Origin of the sequence: Verrucomicrobium sp. GAS474, assembly GCF_900105685.1 — a bacterium.
In the GTDB taxonomy this organism is placed as follows: domain Bacteria; phylum Verrucomicrobiota; class Verrucomicrobiia; order Methylacidiphilales; family GAS474; genus GAS474.
In genome coordinates this window covers 2,321,080-2,338,145 of record NZ_LT629781.1, presented here as the reverse complement: position 1 = coordinate 2,338,145, position 17,066 = coordinate 2,321,080, and the positions used below count along the sequence as shown (strand labels likewise).

General features: G+C 65.0%; 16 protein-coding genes and 1 tRNA gene. 2 read left to right on the top strand and 15 right to left on the bottom strand.

The window, feature by feature from the left end; genetic code table 11:
- Nucleotides 1–11 precede the first annotated feature (11 nt).
- From BLU04_RS09720 to BLU04_RS09700, 5 genes are all read right to left on the bottom strand, one after another.
- Nucleotides 12–935 (bottom strand): Amuc_1100 family pilus-like protein, encoded by a 924-nt coding sequence (locus tag BLU04_RS09720; protein WP_093285227.1) that lies wholly within the window; start codon nucleotides 933–935, stop codon nucleotides 12–14.
- 9 nt (nucleotides 936–944) lie between these two features.
- Nucleotides 945–2,660 (bottom strand): type IV pilus assembly protein PilM, encoded by a 1,716-nt coding sequence (pilM, locus tag BLU04_RS09715; RefSeq protein WP_093285224.1) that lies wholly within the window; start codon nucleotides 2,658–2,660, stop codon nucleotides 945–947.
- A gap of 24 nt (nucleotides 2,661–2,684) precedes the next feature.
- Nucleotides 2,685–3,329 (bottom strand): hypothetical protein, encoded by a 645-nt coding sequence (locus BLU04_RS09710; RefSeq protein ID WP_157895253.1) that lies wholly within the window; start codon nucleotides 3,327–3,329, stop codon nucleotides 2,685–2,687.
- Nucleotides 3,330–3,487: 158 nt separating this feature from the next.
- Nucleotides 3,488–4,567, bottom strand: coding sequence for an agmatine deiminase family protein (locus BLU04_RS09705; protein WP_231964853.1), 1,080 nt, complete (start codon nucleotides 4,565–4,567; stop codon nucleotides 3,488–3,490).
- Between the two features lie 48 nt (nucleotides 4,568–4,615).
- Nucleotides 4,616–5,527 carry a carbon-nitrogen hydrolase gene (locus tag BLU04_RS09700; RefSeq protein WP_093285219.1) on the bottom strand — a complete coding sequence of 304 codons (912 nt, stop codon included), beginning with the start codon at nucleotides 5,525–5,527 and terminating at the stop codon, nucleotides 4,616–4,618.
- A gap of 116 nt (nucleotides 5,528–5,643) precedes the next feature.
- Here BLU04_RS09700 and BLU04_RS09695 point away from each other — a divergent pair.
- A tRNA-Val gene (locus tag BLU04_RS09695) sits at nucleotides 5,644–5,715 on the top strand.
- A gap of 52 nt (nucleotides 5,716–5,767) precedes the next feature.
- Here BLU04_RS09695 and lpxD read toward each other — a convergent pair.
- The 9 genes from lpxD to BLU04_RS09650 form a co-directional block, all read right to left on the bottom strand.
- Nucleotides 5,768–6,817, bottom strand: coding sequence for a UDP-3-O-(3-hydroxymyristoyl)glucosamine N-acyltransferase (lpxD, locus tag BLU04_RS09690; protein ID WP_093285216.1), 1,050 nt, complete (start codon nucleotides 6,815–6,817; stop codon nucleotides 5,768–5,770).
- Between the two features lie 45 nt (nucleotides 6,818–6,862).
- A complete protein-coding gene (locus BLU04_RS09685; protein ID WP_157895252.1) occupies nucleotides 6,863–7,522 on the bottom strand; it encodes an OmpH family outer membrane protein in 660 nt (219 codons plus the stop codon).
- A gap of 58 nt (nucleotides 7,523–7,580) precedes the next feature.
- Nucleotides 7,581–10,019, bottom strand: coding sequence for an outer membrane protein assembly factor BamA (gene bamA / locus BLU04_RS09680; RefSeq protein ID WP_197672931.1), 2,439 nt, complete (start codon nucleotides 10,017–10,019; stop codon nucleotides 7,581–7,583).
- Between the two features lie 280 nt (nucleotides 10,020–10,299).
- On the bottom strand, nucleotides 10,300–10,827 hold the full coding sequence (gene rplI, locus BLU04_RS09675) for a 50S ribosomal protein L9 (protein WP_197672930.1): 528 nt from the start codon (nucleotides 10,825–10,827) through the stop codon (nucleotides 10,300–10,302).
- A gap of 144 nt (nucleotides 10,828–10,971) precedes the next feature.
- Nucleotides 10,972–11,478 (bottom strand): single-stranded DNA-binding protein, encoded by a 507-nt coding sequence (ssb, locus tag BLU04_RS09670; protein WP_093285208.1) that lies wholly within the window; start codon nucleotides 11,476–11,478, stop codon nucleotides 10,972–10,974.
- Nucleotides 11,479–11,528: 50 nt separating this feature from the next.
- Nucleotides 11,529–11,846, bottom strand: a complete 318-nt coding sequence (locus tag BLU04_RS09665; RefSeq protein WP_093285205.1) for a 30S ribosomal protein S6 — start codon at nucleotides 11,844–11,846, stop codon at nucleotides 11,529–11,531.
- A gap of 63 nt (nucleotides 11,847–11,909) precedes the next feature.
- On the bottom strand, nucleotides 11,910–12,479 hold the full coding sequence (pth, locus tag BLU04_RS09660; RefSeq protein WP_093285202.1) for an aminoacyl-tRNA hydrolase: 570 nt from the start codon (nucleotides 12,477–12,479) through the stop codon (nucleotides 11,910–11,912).
- An 86-nt stretch (nucleotides 12,480–12,565) separates the two neighbouring features.
- Nucleotides 12,566–13,264: a 50S ribosomal protein L25 gene (locus BLU04_RS09655; RefSeq protein WP_093285199.1), complete on the bottom strand. Its 699-nt coding sequence runs from the start codon at nucleotides 13,262–13,264 to the stop codon at nucleotides 12,566–12,568.
- Nucleotides 13,265–13,330: 66 nt separating this feature from the next.
- A complete protein-coding gene (locus tag BLU04_RS09650; RefSeq protein WP_093285196.1) occupies nucleotides 13,331–14,701 on the bottom strand; it encodes a dipeptidase in 1,371 nt (456 codons plus the stop codon).
- Nucleotides 14,702–14,865: 164 nt separating this feature from the next.
- On the opposite strand from BLU04_RS09650, the gene BLU04_RS09645 reads away from it, so the two are divergent.
- Complete coding sequence (locus tag BLU04_RS09645) at nucleotides 14,866–15,315, top strand: hypothetical protein (RefSeq protein ID WP_093285194.1); 450 nt, start codon at nucleotides 14,866–14,868, stop codon at nucleotides 15,313–15,315.
- Nucleotides 15,316–15,410: 95 nt separating this feature from the next.
- Here BLU04_RS09645 and BLU04_RS09640 read toward each other — a convergent pair whose 3' ends face one another.
- Nucleotides 15,411–16,946 (bottom strand): tannase/feruloyl esterase family alpha/beta hydrolase, encoded by a 1,536-nt coding sequence (locus BLU04_RS09640; RefSeq protein WP_157895251.1) that lies wholly within the window; start codon nucleotides 16,944–16,946, stop codon nucleotides 15,411–15,413.
- Between the last annotated feature and the right edge of the window lie 120 nt (nucleotides 16,947–17,066).

The following is a 17,066-nucleotide window of genomic DNA, read 5'->3' as shown; positions in this document are numbered from 1 at the left end:
AAAGGGGGGGCCTATTTTTTCTTGGGGGCGGCGCCGCCGTCCCAGTCGATCAGGTCGACGCGGAGCCGGACATGGACCATCTCGCCGCCCATGGCGACGATGAAGGTGCGCCGCTTGCCCTTGTCGTTCGTCTGCTGGGAGTCGGTCTCGAGCTGGTTGAGCGCGGGGGCCGTCGCGCGGAGGCTGGAGACGGTGAGATAGCGGGGGACGAAGATCGCCCCGTTCTGGGAGAGCGCCGCGAGGGCGTCGCGCAGGGAACGCTCCGTCCCGGTGAACTCGAACTCGACAGGGTAGACGGTGTAGAGGTGGTCGTCCGAGGGGGTGATGACGCCGTGGAGCGCCTCGGGGCTCGACGAGCCGAGGGTCGAGGGATTGCCGGGCTTGTCCTCGTCCATCGTCCGTCGGACGGCGGTGATCGCCGCGATGTGGGAATCGATGAGCGCCGTCGAGATCTCGCGGATCGCGAAGAGTTGCTTGGCGAGGACCTTCGTCGCCGGAGCGCCGGAGGGCTTGCCGCTCTTGTAGGCGGCAAAGGCGAACTCGTTGGCGGCGGGCTCGATCTTCACGCCGCCCTTGGCCGCGGCCTGGCGGATCTTCTCGACCTGGGCCGCGATGACCTCCTTGAAGGCGATGGGGTCCTGCTCGGTGATCTTGGCGAGCTCGGAGTCGTCGCCCCGGAGCCGCTTCTCGGCGACGGCGACGGCCTGCTTCACCGCCTCGTTGTTGGCCTTGAGGGTAGCGATGTTCTGCTCGTTCGGGAAGGTCCGGCGGCCGACCAGGCCCTTGTACTCGGACGACTGCTGCTCCAGCGCCGCCTGGGCGTCGCCGAGCTTGCCCGAAAGGACGAAGAGCCCCGCGCCGCCGAGGAGGGCGATGCCGAGGGCGCCGCCGGCGGCGATCCATTGGAGGGGGGTAAGGGAAACTTTCGCGCTCATGGAAGAGGATTAGGGGGCGAGATCAATGGGGTTCTTGAGCTTGAGGCTCAGCACGAAGCTCCATCCGAGCTGGGTGCTCCCCTCGGTGGGATCGCCCTTCACGATGGCGTTGGAGGCCTGGTCGGGCTTCAGGTCGAAGAGGCCGGTCTCGGCGAGGGAGCGGACGAAATCGGTCAGCGTGCCGAGGGTGAGGTCCTTCTCGCAGATGCCGTTGATCTCGACCTGGGTGAGCTGGGGCCCCTTGCCGGGCTTCTTCCCCTTGGGGGCGGGAACGTCGCCGCCCTCGGCGTCGGGGGACTGGCCGTTGCTCGTCGGCGTGAACTGGGTGATCCAGACACCGACGGGGAGCTTCCCGTTCACCGTGTTCATGAAGCGGAGCCACTGGTCGCGCTGCTCGAGAACGCGGTCGGCGGCCTTGAAGCGGCGCTGGAGGTCGTCGCTCTCCTTTTCGAGGGGGATCACCGCGTCGGCGGCTTTCTTCAGGCCGGCGATCTTGCCGCCGAGGGCCTGGCCGGTCTCCTCGACGGCCCCCATCTTCAGGTAGATGGCGAGCGCCGGGACGGCGAAGAGGAGGGCGAGGGCGAAGAGCGCGGCGCCGACGACCGGCCCCTGCTTCTTGTTCTTTTCCGACTCGGAGACCGACTTCGGCTTGAGCGAGATCGCCGCCGGGGTCGGGCCGGTGCCGCGCAGGGCGAGGCCGACGACTTCGCCGAAGGCATGTCCCGCGAGGGAAAGGCCGTTCCGGTCGAGGCCGCCGCCGAGGGTGACGTTGCGGAGGGGGTTGAAGAACTCGACCGGCACGGAGAATTTCTCCGCCAGGAAATGATCGAGGTAGGGAAGGCGCGAGGTGCCGCCCGTGAGGTAGATCTGCTGCGGGGCGCTGCCGCCCTGCTGGTTCCGGTAGAAGATGATGGAGCGGTTGATCTCGGTCTGGATCTTCCCGAGGAGGGTCCGCCCGAGCTTCCAGAGGCGCGCGCTGTCCCGGTCGTCCGGCTGGGCGTAGCCGCCGCCGAGGTGGACGCCGCCGCGCTCGATCTTCAGCTTCTCCGCGACCGAAAAGGGTTCCTGGAACTCGTTGCAGATGGTCTGCGTGATCGTGTTCCCGGCGAGGGGGAGGATGCGGGTGTAGAGGCGGTCCCCCTCGATGAAGAGGAGGTTCGTCGAACGCGCGCCGATGTCGACCAGCAGGACGCAGTGGTCGGTCGGCGTATAGTTGTAGCGGTAGGCGTTGTAGAGGGCGAGCGGGCCGACGTCGACGAGGGAGGGCTGGAGTCCCGCGCCCCGGACGGCGGAGTACTCGCTCTCCAGGAGGTCGGTCTTCACGGCGACGATGATCGCCTCCTTCTCGGAGCCCGATCCCGACAGGGTGAGGAAGTCCCAGACCACCTCGCTGAGGGGGAAGGGGACGATCTGCTGCGCCTCGAAGGCGATCATCTGGTCGAGCTGCATCGCATCGACGGGCGGGAGCTTCACCCCGCGCATGAAGACGGCATGGCCCGCGAGGGAGAAGAAGGTCTGGCCGCTCTTCGTCGCCTTCCCCGTCACCTGGCGGAGGGCGGCGGTGACGGCGGCATAGCGGTTCTCGTCCTTGTTCGGATCGAGGCCGAGGGGAGCGGTCCCGAAACGGTGGAGGGTGAGCGCCCCCTCCTTCGTTGCGGTGAACTCCCCGAATTTGACCGTGTGGGAACCAATATCGAGCGCGAGAATCGGAGAAGTGGCAGCCATGGAAAACCGAACCGGGAAAAAGGATTATTCCGCCGCCGAAGCCTTCAGCTTGGCCTGGGGATAGGTGATCGTGTCGGACATCGACCAGGGGCTCTGCTCCCGGGTCAGGATCATGCCGGAAATCTTCCGCTCCGACTCGGACTGATACCAGTTCTTGTCGGCGGCGGGGACATCGAAGGCGTCCTTCGAGGCGATCTTCTGCTCACCCGCGTAAGCATCGATGTGAATGTTCTGGCGGGGCTCGAAATGGAAGTTCTTCTCGCCGCCGAAGCGATTGATCGTGTAGGGATGGACGAAGAAGGTGACATGGAGCTCCCGGCCCGAGGGGACGTTCGGGAGGTTCACGTAGGTCGCCTCGCCGGTCAGGATGGCGACCTTGTCGCCCCGGCTGTCCCGCGGTTTCTGGAGGTCATAGACCTCGACGTAAACCTTGAATTTGGCCTCCGGGAGGACCTCGTTAGGCGTGTTAACCATGTACTGCGCGTCGATTTTCAGCCATTTCCGGGAATCGATGTACCCAGTGGAACCCCCGACGGCACCGCCCGAGGGGGGATCGACGAATTCAGCCTTGAGGCCGTCGCTTCCCTCCTTGAACTTGAGCGAAACGTCGTCGCTCTGAGCCAAAAGAGAGGAAAAAGCGCCGACGCTGACCGCAAGGGTCAAAACCACGGCGCTCAGAGAGGGAATACGGCAGTTCATAGAGTTTAACGTCGATTTTGAACACGCGCCTGTGGCGAGTGTCTGGAATCTTGCAACTCTACCGTTACGTACCGTTTGCGGTCAAAACTTTTTACGGCGAAAACAGGGAATTGGCCCCTATTTTAACCTTATTTTTTCGCAACCGCCCCGGAGGGCTCCTGCTGCGTGATGCAGTGGAGGGCGCCAAGACCCCAAATCAGGTCGCTGGCGTCGAAGGGAATGACCCGGCGATCGGGGAAAAGTTCCTGCAAAATCGCGCAAGCCTTCGCGTCGGCGGGGTCGTTGAAGACGGGGACCAGGACCTTGCCGTTCGCGATATAGAAGTTCGCGTAGCTGGCCGGGAGGCGCTGGCCTTCGCAATGGAGGGGCTTCGGCATCGGCAGGTCGACGACGCGGAGGGGAAGGCCGCAGGCCGTCGTCATCGTCGCGAGCCGCTCCCGGTTCTCGCGGAGGGGGGCGTAGTTCTCGTCGTTCGGATCGTCCTCGACCACCGTGACGACGGTATCGACGCTGACGAACCGGGTGAGGTCGTCGACGTGGCCGTCGGTGTCGTCGCCGAGGATGCCGTCGCCGAGCCAGAGGACCTTTTGGATGCCGAGGTAATCGGCCAGGTATTTCTCAATGTCGGCACGGGTGAGATGGGGATTGCGGTTCGGATTGAGAAGGCACGACTCGGTGGTCAGCAGCGTCCCCGCGCCGTTCACGTCGAGGGAGCCCCCTTCCATGACGATGCCCGGCTGGTAGAGGGGAAGGCCGCGGAACTTCGCCACCTCGACGGGGACGTGGTCGTCGAGGTCGCAGGGAGGATACTTCCCGCCCCAGGCGTTGTAACCCCAATCGACGATGGCGCGCTCCCCGCCTTCCTTCGTCACGAAGATCGGGCCGTGATCGCGGCACCACGGCTCATAGGCCGGGAAGTCGTGGAGCCGGACCCGAGTCCCCTCCCCGAAGGGAACCCGGGCCGCGCGGAGGGCTTCCTCGACCGCCGCGCGGTGGCCGGCGGAGAAGACGTTGATGTGGACTTCCTCGTCCTCGGCAAGCAAGGCGGTGAGCCGCGCCCAGATCGGCGGGACGATGCCGTCGTAGCGGCCGGGGAAGCTGATCCCCTCGGGCCGGGGCCACGTCAGCCACGTGGCGGCGTGGGGCGCCCATTCGGCGGGCATCTGATAACCGGCGGCAGCCGGGGTACCGGTCTCGATACGGAACATGGGGAGCGGAGGGTCGGAGGGTGGAATCAATCGCGGATCAATCGCAAATCAATCGATGAAGCGGCGCGTGAGATCGCCGTAGGCGTCGATCCGGCGGTCGCGGAAGAAAGGCCAGTGGGTCCGCGTCTCGTCGACCTTCGCGAGGTCGATCTCGGTGACGAGAATCTCTTCCTTGTCGACCGAGGCCTTCGCGAGGATCTGGCCCGAGGTTCCGGCGACGAAGCTTTGGCCCCAGAACTCGATCCCCGCGCCGCCGACCGAGTCGATCACCTCGTGGCCGACCCGGTTCACCGAGGCGACGTAGCAGCCGTTGGCGACGGCATGGGAACGCTGGATCGTCTCCCACGCGCCGTGCTGGTTCGCGCCGTGCTCGGCCTTCTCGGAGGGATGCCAGCCGATCGCCGTCGGGTAGAAGAGGATCTGCGCGCCCTGGAGGGCGGTGAGGCGGGCCCCCTCGGGGTACCACTGGTCCCAGCAGACGAGGACGCCGATCTTACCGAAGCGGGTCTGCCACGCGCGGAAGCCGGTGTCGCCGGGGGTGAAGTAGAACTTCTCGTAGAAGAGCGGATCGTCGGGGATGTGCATCTTCCGGTAGATCCCGAGGAGGGAGCCGTCGGCGTCGATGATCACCGCCGTGTTGTGGTAGAGCCCGGCGGCGCGACGCTCGAAGAGGGAGCCGATGAGGACGATGCCGCGCTTCTTCGCCAGGGCGAGGAGGGCCTGGGTGCTGGGGCCGCCGGGGATTTCCTCGCCGAAGCCGAAGTGGGCGTGGTCTTCCGACTGGCAGAAGTACTGGGAACGGAAGAGTTCCTGGGTGCAGACGATCTGGGCGCCGGCATCGGCCGCCTTCTCGATGAGGGCGAGCTGCCGGGCGAGGTTGTCGGCGGGATCGCTCGACGCGTGGGTCTGGACGAGACCGAGCTTCACCTTGGTCTTGCTCTGCGGGGTGGATGCCGTCATAGGGGGGTAAATATTCCGCAGAACGGGGGGACACACAAGCCCGCCCTTGCAACGTCACGGAAATGTTGCTAACACGATCCTCCCGCTTCGGTTCCGCCGGAACGGCGATGGTCCTAGCGCGATTAGCTTAGTGGTAGAGCGCTCGCTTCACACGCGAGAGGTCAGTGGTTCGAACCCACTATCGCGCAGACTTCCCTCCCCTTTTTGTCCCCCCCGCGAGGCAAGCCCCCCGGAGAGCCCCTACTTCTTTTCCTCGATCGCCTTCACGCGCCCGAAGAGTTCGGGCAGGCGGCGCAGCAGCGCCTCGATCTTGAGGCTTTCCCGCAGCGGCAGCGCATGGCGTCCGGCGACGACGGTCTTCGCGGGGACGTCCTTCGCGATGCCCGACTGGGCGGCGATCGTCGCCCCGTCGCCGATATTCAGATGGCCGGCGAGGCCCGCCTGGCCGGCGAGGGTGACGTGGTTCCCCAGGATGGTGCTGCCGGAGATCCCCGCCTGGGCGACGATGATCGAGTGGGCGCCGACGACGACGTTGTGGGCGATCTGCACCAGGTTGTCGATCTTGGTCCCCTTCCCGATCCAGGTGCGGCCGAAGCGGCCCCGGTCGATCGCGGCGTTGGCCCCGATCTCGACATCGTCGTCGATCTGGACGTAGCCGGTCTGCGGAATTTTTTGATGGGCGCCGCCCTTGAACTCGTAGCCGAAGCCGTCCGAGCCGACGACAGTGCCGCTGTGGAGGACCACCCGACTGCCGAGAATCGAGCTGTCCCGGACGGTGACGCGGGGGTGGATGAAGACATCGTCGCCGAGGAGCGAGCCATGGCCGATGTAACTGCCCGCCCCGATGACGGCCCGAGCGCCGATGCGGACCCCCGCCTCGATGACCGCGTAGGGCTGGATCGAGGCCCCCTCCCCGACGACGACGCCCGGGGCGATGACGGCGGTGGGATGGATGCCGACGGGGAACCGGATCGGCTCCGGCGCGAAGAGGGCGGCGACCTGCGAGAAGGCGAGCGAGGGGGAGGCGACCACGAGGACGGCGCAGGGGAAGCCGCCGACCCGGCGGTCTTCCGGGGAGACGAGGATGACCGAGGCCTTGGTCCGCTGGGCGGCCTGGAGGTAGCGGCTATTGCCGAGGAAGGAGAGCTGCCCTTCCCGCGCCCCGGCGAGATCGGCGACGCCGAAGATCTGGAGATCGGGGAGCGAGGCCGCCGAGGCCTGATCGCCCGGCTTCGCGACGATCTCGCCGCCGACCTTGGCGGCCAGATCGCGCAGGGCAAACACACTCATCGCATCGACCCCGCCGACGTTGACGAACGAAGACCCCTGGCAACCCTAGGGCTTGGCAGCCGGGGCCGGAGCGGGAGCCGCCGTCGACGCGGCAGCCGAGGAGGAGGCGGCGGAAGCGGCGGGCTGCGTGGCGTTGAGGATCTTGATCACGTCGTCGGTGATGTCCTTCATGTCCTGGGTGAAGAGGACGACGGGGGTGCCGTTGACCGAGGGACCGGCCTTGTCGAGGATCAGATTGTATTTGTCGCGGTTGCCGACGCTGTTCACGGCACCGGTGATGTCCTTCACGATGTCCTGCTGGAGACGCATCTTCTGGTCTTCGACGGCGCGGCCCTTCGTGGTGTTGAACTCCTGCATGATCCGTTCCGCGTTGCGGACGTCCTGCACCTTCGTCTCGAAGGCCTTCTGCTTCTCGGCGCGGGCGGCGGGGGAGAGGGTGGTGTCCTGGGCGGCGTCGCGGAGCTTCGTCGTCTCGTCGACGAGCTTCTGGTAATCGCCGACCATCGCTTCCTTGTCCTTCTGGAGGCGGCCGACCACTTCCTGGAGGCGGGCGTCGGCTTCCTTCTTCTTGTAGTAGTTCTCGAAGACCTTCTGGAGGTCGACGATGGCGAGCTTCGTCTCCGCGTGGGCGGCGATGGGGAGCGCGAGGACGGAAGAGACGAGGAGGGCGACGGCCAAGCGGCGGAGCGTACGGGGGAATTTCATCTGATTAAAGATTGGGTGCTGGGGGGTTGAGGGTCCTGCGACCGGGTTCCAGACTCTGTTAGAACTGGTAGCCGACGTCAAAGGCAAACTTGCCGCTGCCGCCATTCCACTGGTCATGCTTCAGAGGGACACCGTAGTCGAAGCGAAGGGGACCGATGGGGAGATTGAGGCGGAGGCCGATGCCGACGGCGGAATTGTAGTCGCCGCCGATGTGGGTGAACTCCCCGTATTTCGCGTCGACGAACCCGGCGTCGTAGAAGACGGCGCCGCGGACGCGGTCGATGATGGGGAAGGTCAACTCGAAGTTGGCGTAGCCGTCGGTCAGACCGCCCGCGGGCTCGCCCGTGTCGTACTTCGGGCCGACCTGCTGGTTGTCGAAGCCGCGGACGCTGCGGGAACCGCCGAGGAAGAGCCGCTCGTAGATCGGCACGCGATCGGAGCCGCCGTAGCGGTTCACGACGCCCGTCCCGCCGTTCACCGAGAAGATGAGGTCGTAGGGGAGGAGGAACCACTTCGTCGCCGTGACGTTCATCGAATAGATGTTCGTCTGGCCCCAGAGCGGGCCGCCCGCGCCCATGGCGGAGAAGGAGACCTTCTCACCGTGGCGGGTCAGGAAGACGCTGTCGCGGGTGTCGTAGGTGAGGGTGCCGGTGACGCCGCTCTCCGACCGGGTGCCGCGCTCCTGGTAGAGGCCGGGCAGGTAGACGGGGACGGAGGCGTCGAAGTCGTAAAGGCTGGTCTGCTGGAGCTGATACTTGATCGAGGCCGTCCAGAAGGGGGTCAGCTGCTTCGCGAGGTAGACGGAGGCGCCGTAGTTGTCGGTGCCCCAGAGGTTGGTCTGGTAGTTGTTCGTCAGCTGGTGGGCGAAGATGTCGAAGCCGAGGGAGAGCGGCTTGTCGAGGAACCAGGGCTCGACGACGCTCATGGTGAGATCCTTGCGGGTCAAGCCATACTGGACGCGGCTCCGGAACTTCTGGCCGCCGCCGGTGAAGTTCGGGAAGTTGGCGATGTCGAAGTTGCCCTGCTGCAGCTCGACGAAGCCGAGGAGGCTGTCGACGGAGCTGAAGCCGATGCCGAAGGTGACGCTGCCGGTCTTCTTTTCGGAGACATTGATGACCATGTTCCGGCGATTCGGGACCGAGGTGTCCTCGGGGGTGATGTCGACCTTCTCGAAGTAGCCGATGTTCTCGAGGCGCTTCTTGCTGGCGTCGACGCGGACGCTGTCGTAGACCTCGCCCGGGGCGACGGCGATTTCGCGGCGGATGACCTTGTCCTTCGTCGTCGTGTTGCCCTGGATGACGATCTTGTCGACGTAGGTCTGGGCCCCTTCGGCGAGGTGGTAATTGAGGTCGATCTGGGCGCTCTCGACATTGGCGGTGCGCTCGACCTTGATCTCGGTGTCGATGTAGCCCTTCTTGCCGTAGAGGTCGCGGATCGCCTTTTCGTTGTCGTCGAGGCCCTTCGGGGAGAAGACGCCGCCCTCGCTCATGGTGAGCGCCTTGCGGACGGTCTTCTCGTCGTAGACGGTCTCGCCGTCGAGCTCGAGCTTGCCGACCTTGTATTGGATGCCCTCGAAGATCGTGATGGCGATGTGGATGTCGCCCGACTCGGGGTAGGTCACCTGGGTGTCCTTGACCTCGAAGTCGATGTAGCCGTGGTTCTGGTAGAATTCCTTGAGCTTGTCGAGGTCTTCCTTGAACTCGTCGTCCTTGTAGAGGCCCGACTTGTTGATGAAGGAGAGCCAGTTCTTCTTCTTGGTCTTCTTGAAGATCTTGCGGAGTTCCTTCTCAGTGAAGGCGGTGTTCCCCTTGAAGTCGACCTCGCGGATGAACGACTTGTCCCCTTCGTTGACGGTGAAGGTGACGACGGCGCGGTTCGCCTCCTCGTTCACGTCGATCTTGTAGGTGACCTGGATGTTATTGAAGCCCTTGGAAAGGTAGTATTCGCGGATCTTCTGCTGGTCCTCGGCGACCTGGTGCTCGCTGAGGGGCTCGCCGACCTTGGTCTTCGCTTCCTTGCGGAGGCGGCTCTGCTTCACCTTGGAGTTGCCGATGAAGACGACGTCCTTGATGAGGGGCTTCGGCTGGACGACGATGACGACCTTGACGCCGTCACCCATGGGCTCGTCGGTGATGCGGAGGTTGACGAAGAGGCCGGTGGCGTAGAGGTTCTTGACGTCTTCCTCGACGGCGGCGGGCGAGTAGGGCTGGCCGACCGTGGTCCGCATGTTGGAGAGGATGACGGTCTTGTTGACCGAGGGCTGGCCGTTGAAGTAGACGACTTCGACTTCCTTGACGGTGGGGCCGTATTCCTTCTGCTTCAGCGCGCCGGTCGAATCGACGGTTTTCTTTTCGGAATCGGAGACCTGGGGAACGTTGAGTTCCTGCTGCTGCGCGGCGGGGGCAGGCATCGCCGCGGGCGCGGGCGTCACGCCCGGAGCGGGAGCAGGCGTCTGCGCCAGCGCCCGGAACGGAGCGGCGGCCAGAAGAAGGCTCAAAGAAAGGGAGAGAAAAAGAAGCGATCCGCTTTTTACGCTAATACGCTGTAAAAGCTGCTCTTTATGCCTGATATTGTTCACGTTATCGTATCCTAGGTTTGCCCACCCGACCGGGTGTGGCTCGTGGGAGACTGCTGACCAACCTCGATTTCGTCAAGGGAAAGTACGTCGTTTCGCCGTCCTATTCCGTTAACCCGAAGTCCCCGATGGGGATGGATCAAAAAAAATCCCGGGAGGCTTTCGGGCCCCGCCGGGATTTTTCTTAGAAAAGCGTCAAAACTTACTCGGACGACTTCTTGGTCTTCCGGGCGAAGCCCTTCTTGCCCTTGCCCTCTTCCTCTTCGGAAACTTCGGCGGCGGGGACGGAAACATTGATCTTGAGCTTGGCCTGGACCTCGGAGTGGAGGGCGACGATGACTTCATGGTCGCCGGTTTCCTTGATGGCCTTCTCGAGCTTGAGGGCCTTGCGGTCGACCTCGTAGCCTTCGCTCTTGAGCTTCTCGATGATGTCGTGGGCGGTGACGGAGCCGAAGACCTTGTCCTGGCCCTGGCCGGCGGTGAGGACGAAGGCGAGCTTCAGCTTGTTCAGCTTGCCGGCGACTTCCTGGGCCGCGTTCATCTCGGCGGCCTCACGGGCGGCGCGCTTCTGGCGGAGCTGCTCGATCTGGCGCTTGGTGGCCGACGTGGCGAGGACCGCGTGCCCCTGGGGGACGAGGAAATTCCGGGCGTAACCGGGGCGGACCGACACGACGTCGGCTTCGGCACCCAATTTATCAATTTTGTTCTTCAGCAGGACTTCAACGGGCATAATATTCCTTCGTAAAAATGGAGGGGAGTTACTTTCCCAAAAATCGGGGCGTCGTCAAATCTAATCGTCAACTAATCCCAATCGGGGGATAGAAACGAAAAAACCGAACGGTTCCCCGTTCGGCTTTTCTCGATCGCTGCCGTCCTAGAACGGAACGTCGTCGTCCGGGTGCGAGTCGTGGAAGTCGTCCGCGGGATGGTGCGGGGGTTCCGACGCGGGGGGGCGGGAGGAGGAGGAAGAGGGCGCACCGCCTTCGGGACGGCGATAGCCGCCACCGGAGGAGGAAGGCGCGCCGCCGCCGCCACCCTGCCCCTCGCCCTTCGGGCGGCCGAGGAACTGGATGCGCTCGGCGCGGACGCGGAGGCGGCTCTTCTTCTCGCCTTCCTTGGTCTCCCACTGGTCGAGCTGGAGGCGTCCGTCGACGAGGATCGGGGCCCCCTTCTGGAGGAACTCCTTGCAGGTCTCGGCCTGACGGCCCCACGCGACGATGTCGACGTAGCAAACCTCGTCCTTGGTCTGCCCGTCCTGCGTCTTGTAGGTGCTGTTGATCGCGATGGCGAGGTCGCCGACGGCGGTCCCCTTCGGGGTGTAGCGGATCTCGGGATCGCGGGTCAGGTTCCCGATGAGCAGGACTTTATTGAGGTCGGCCATGGGAAGGGCGTCGTGGGGCGTTGGGAGGGAGGACTGAGGCGAATTCCAACTTAGGCGACGGCCGCTTCGGCCTTGGCCTTGAGATAGAACTGGCGGAAGACACCCTTGGTCAGCTTGAGCTTCGCCTGGAGGGAGGCGAGCTTCGCGGGGGCGAGGCTGAACTGGATGTTGACGTAGAAGCCGGAGTCGACCTTGTCGTCGGCGATGCGCTCGAAGCGGCGGCGGTCCATCTTCTGGGTGCCGAGGATCGTGCCACCGAGGGTGGTGATTTCCTTTTCGATCAGGTCAAGGGTGGCCTTGATCGGGTCGTCTTTGGCGTCTTTCTGCTGGCCATCAAGGATGTAGAGGCCGTCGTAGCGATTGCTCATCTGATTACTTCTTTCTAGTGCTGCGGTTTTTGTAAATCTTTCGGAAAAGGGCTGTATCTTATATCAGTCCGTTTTTCCGTTGAAGGAGGTCATTGCTAGCGAAATCCCCCTGCTCTGGCAATACTGAATCGCATCGGCGGCCGTCGCCGTCAATTTGGCGGTCTTTTCCCGCTCCTCGGGGGTGAACCGGGCGAGGACGAAGTCCTCGACGGCCCACCGCTCCGGCACCGGGCCGATGCCGCACCGGACGCGGGCGTATTCCCGGGTTCCTAGGACGGTCTCGATGGAGCGGAGGCCGTTGTGGCCTCCGTGGCTCCCCCGCTCCCGGAGGCGGACCTCGCCAAGGGGGAGGGCGAAGTCGTCGACGACGACGAGGAGGTCGGAGGGGCGCAGCTTCAGCCAGGAGAGCCAGGAGAGGACGGCGTTGCCGCTCAGGTTCATGTAGGTCCGGGGCTTGACGTAGCGGATCTCCCCATCCCGGGCGACGTCGGAGGGGCCCTTCGTGTCCCGGGTGAAACCGGAGACCAGGCTGTCGAGGACGGCGAAGCCGATGTTGTGGCGGGTGCCGTCGTATTCTTTCCCGGGATTGCCGAGGCCGACGACGAGGCGGTACTGGAAGGAGGATTCGGACATGGGTTGCCGGAAGGGAATCTAGCCAAAAAAAATCTCCCCGGCCAGAGGCACGGGGAGATTTCTTGAAGGAACCGGAGGGAGAAGAATTACTTCTTCTTCGCGTCCTTGGCCTTGGGGTCGGCGGCGGCCGCGGCGGGGTCGACCTTCTTTTCCTTGATGACTTCGGGTTCCTTGGCGGCGTCGGCGGTGCCTTCGGCGGCCTTGGCTTCTTCCTCGGTCTTCGGGGCGTGGACGACGACGATGATCTGGTCCTTCGGGTTCAGGACGCGGACACCGGCGGGGAGCTCGATGTCGCCGACGTGGATGGCCTGGCCGACTTCGAGCTTCGAGACGTCGACGACGATGTTCTCCGGCAGGTTCTTCGGGAGACAGGCGACGTGGAGGCGGCGGAGGACGGTGTCGAGGAGGCCGCCGGCGACGGTGACGCCGGGGGCTTCGCCGACTTCGAGGACGGGGACGTCGACGTGGAGTTCCTCATCGGCGGCGATCTCGTGGAGATCGACGTGGGTGATGACGTTCAGGAGGAAGTCGTGCTGGACTTCCTGGAGGAAGACGAACTTCGCTTCCGTCTTGCCTTCGGAGGCGAACTGGAGATCGACGAGGACGTTCTCGCTGGAGACGCCGTGGAGGGCTTCCTTGAGTTCCTTCTTGTCGATGGAAACGGGGTGGGTTCCCTTCTTGCCGTAAATGACGCCGGGGATGACGCCCGACTTGCGGAGGGATTTGATCGCGTTGCGGCCCAACTGGGTGCGCGTGCTGGCTTTCAATGAGATGGTCTTGGCCATAAGAGTTCTACCTTGTTAAAAATGAGGAGGGGCGAGCCTATCGGCTTCGGGGGAAATGGCAATACCTTATTTTATAGGGGGTTTTCCTCCCCCGATCGCCCCCAATTCGGGGAGGAGGGCCCGGTTCAGCCGGATCCCGGCCTCGAGGTTGGCGAGGGGGAAGGTTTCGTTGGGCGAATGGGCGTTGCAATCGGGAAGGCAGAGGCCGAGGAGGAGGGTATCGACGCCGAGGATGCGGCGGAAGTCGCCGACGATGGGGATGCTCCCCCCTTCCCGGGTCAGGGCGATCTCCTTTCCGGGGAAGGCGATCCGGAGGGCCGACTGGGCCGCCGCCCCCCAGCCGGTGATTGGCGAGGTGACGTAGGCCTCCCCGGCATGGCCGGGGGTGACGACGAGGCGGACGCTCCCGGGGGCCTTCGCCCGGAGGTGGGCCTCGACGGCGGCGAGGACCGAGGCGGAGTCCTGGCCGGGGACGAGGCGGAAGGTGAGCTTCGCGTGGGCCTCGGCGGGAAGGACGGTCTTCGAGCCCTCGCCCTGGTAGCCGCCGTAGAGGCCGTTGACCTCGGCGGTGGGGCGGGCCCAGAGCCGCTCGTGGACGCCGAGATGGTTCTCCCCGCCGAGGGCGGGGGCGCCGCTGGCGGCGAGGAGCTCCGCCGCGCCGAAGGGGAGCTTCGCCCACTCCTCGCGTTCCCAGGCCGCGACGGGCTCGACGCCGTCGTAGAAGCCAGGGACGGCGACGGAGCCGTCGGCCTGGTGGAGGGAGGCGACGAGGCGGGCGAGGACGGTGACGGGGTTCTCGACCGCGCCGCCGTACATGCCGGAATGGAGATCCTTGGCCGGGCCGTAGACGGAGACTTCCATGGCGGCGACGCCCCGGAGGCCGTAGGTGAGGGTCGGGACTCCGGGGGCGATCATCGGGCTGTCGGAGATGACGACGCCGTCGCAGCGGAAGGCTTCCTTATGGGCTTCGAGGAAGGGGGCGAGGTTCGGGCTCCCGATTTCCTCCTCCCCTTCGATGAGGAAGATGAGGTTCACGGGGAGTTTCCCGTTCCCTTCCTTCAGCCCTTCCTCGACGCCGAGGATGTGGGCGAGGATCTGCCCCTTGTTGTCGGCGGAGCCGCGCGCCGTCACGATGCCGTTTTCGACATGGGGCTCGAAGGGAGGGTGGTGCCAGAGCGCGAGGGGATCGACGGGCTGGACGTCGTAGTGGCCGTAGATGAGGACGGTGGGGAGGCCCGCCGCGTGGGCGTTCCGGGCGACGACGATCGGGTTGCCGGGCGTCTCGTGGATCTCGGGAACGAGGCCCGCCGCCCGGAGCCGGCCGGCCAGCCATTCGGAGCATTCCTTCACCCCTTGCCGGTAGGCCGGGGCCGAATCGGCCGAGACGCTGGGGAAGGAGAGAAACCGGAGGAAATCGTCGAGATGGGAGCCGTTCACCCCGCCAGAATGTCAAACCGCCCCCCGATCACCAGTGAAAAACAGAGGCGCGCCCACGAAAACACCCTGAAAATGAAAATTATTGTAACCGCATGCCCCTCTCGCGCATCTGGCTTGTTAACGCTCACCGAAGCACTTTGTCCAACCAACCCGAAACCCACACCATGAAATCCACACTCAAATCGATTCGCCACCTCGGCGCGGGACTGATGATCCTCGCCGTCGCCTCGTTCACCGGCTCGGCCAAGGCCGCCGACGCCGCTCCCGCAGCCGGCACCCCTCCCCCTCCCGGTGAAGGCGAGCATCATGGCGGCGGCCACATGCTCGAACGGATGCAGAAGGATCTCTCCCTCACCGACGACCAGGTCGCGAAGCTCAAGGTGATCTTCGAGGCCGAACACACCTCGGGCAAGGCGATCCGCGAGAACACCTCCCTAACCGACGAGGAAAAGAAGACCCAGATGAAGGCCCTCCGCGACGCCGATCTGCCGAAGATCCAGGCGATCCTCACCCCCGCCCAGCTCGAGAAGTTCAAGGCGATGAAGCCCCACGGCGGCCCGGGCGGCCCCGGCGGTCCTGGCGGTCCCGGCAGCGACGCCCCCGCGGCGAAGTAAGGACCTGCGCCTCCTCCTGCGCGATTCCTGATCCCTCGAAATGCCCGCCGGCCTCCCGGCGGGCATTTTGTTTTCGGGGGAAGACCCGGGCGCGCCTATTCGGCGGCGGGGGGCAGGGCCGCGTCCGAGACGCGACCGACGCCGCCGCGCGGCCCCTCCACCGGCTTGAAGCTGGCCGAGGCGGCATCCCAGGCGGCCTTCCGGGGATAGGGGTAGAGCGGCAGCTCGAGCACCGTCTTCCCCTCCTCCTGGCGGACGCCGCGGAGCGCCTCGGGCGCGGTCCCCTTCTCCCGCCATGCCCGGAGGGCCTCCAACATGTTGGGCGCTTGCTGGATTCCCGGCCCCCCGCTATGGCCCATGCCGGGGATGAGGTAGAACTTGAAGAACGACTGGACCTTCTCGAGCCCGCCGAGACGCTCGATCACCCGCTCGTAGTAATCGATCGAGACGTGATAGGGGACGCAGGCGTCGAAGGAACCGGCCATCATGACCAGCTTTCCGCCCCGCGCCTCGAATCGGCTGAGATCGGGATTCTCCGCGTTGAGATAGGGACCGAGGAGTCGGGTGTAGGTGTCGAAGTCGTGGCCGAAATCGATCTCCTCCAGCGGCTTCTTCGCGCCCAAGGCCCACTTGAAGAGGTAGAGATTCCCCGTCGCGCCCGCGAAGGAGGCGCCGATGGGAAGGCCGTCGAAGATGCGCTCCCCCGTGAGGGAATTCGTCGGCCCGGCGAAGAGCTTGCGGAGCGCCTCGGCATGGGCGGGCGTCAGGGTCGGGTCGTTCTTCAGGGCGAGGGCGATCACCGCCTCGGTGTCCTTGGCATCGCCGCGCGGATCGGAGACGAATTTCCCCGCGACGGCGGGCGCCTCCCGAGGGGCCATGTATTCGTTCCCCGCGGCGACGACGCTTTTCTCCTGCGACTCGGTGAAAGGGCATTTGTGGAGGATCTGGTAGTTCCACAGGAAGTAGGCGTGCAGCGGAGTGCGGCAATGGGCCGGGACATTGGCGACGATCCCGTCGTAGTCCTCGGGATAACGCTGCGCCTCCTGGAGCCCCTGCTGCCCGCCGGTGGAGCCGCCGACAAAATAGGAATAGGTCGGCCCCTTCCCGTAATAGGCGGCGACGATCTGCTTCGCGACGACCGTCATGAGGTGGGTGGCGCGGAAGCCGAAGTCCTTCCAGACCTCGGGGTTCCCGACGCCCGAGTCGGAGTTCGGCGCGGTCCCCATGTCGGTCGTCACCATGGCATAGCCCTGGCCCGGCCCCCAGGCGAGCGACATCGGATTGATGTTGCCCGCCGCCCCGCCGTTGCCGTTGCCGACGAGGATGCCGTTCCATTTCGCGGCGTCGGGCAGCCACAGCTCGACGTTGATATGGGAACCTGGGGCGGGGGTGAGGACGAGATTCACGATGGTCCGCGGGACCAGGTGATCGTGGATTTTCCCGTCCGGCGTCGTCATCGTCGGGGAGACGTCGTGCGTGAGCTGCGTGATCGCCCCCTCGATCTTCAGCGCCCGGATCGGGGCGAGGAGGGCCTCGTCGTCGGACGGGGCGGGGGCGGCGGAAGCATTGCCGGGGGATTCTTGGCTAAACATGGGAAGGCAGGGGAGGAAGGAGAGGGAGGCCACCAGCATGGCGCGACAGAAAGGGAGGATTCCAGAATTCATTTTCGCGCCGATCATTCCCACTTTCCCCGTAACCCGTCATTTTCAAAGCCGTTAATCGGGATTCCCCCCGATTTTAGGCCCCCGGCC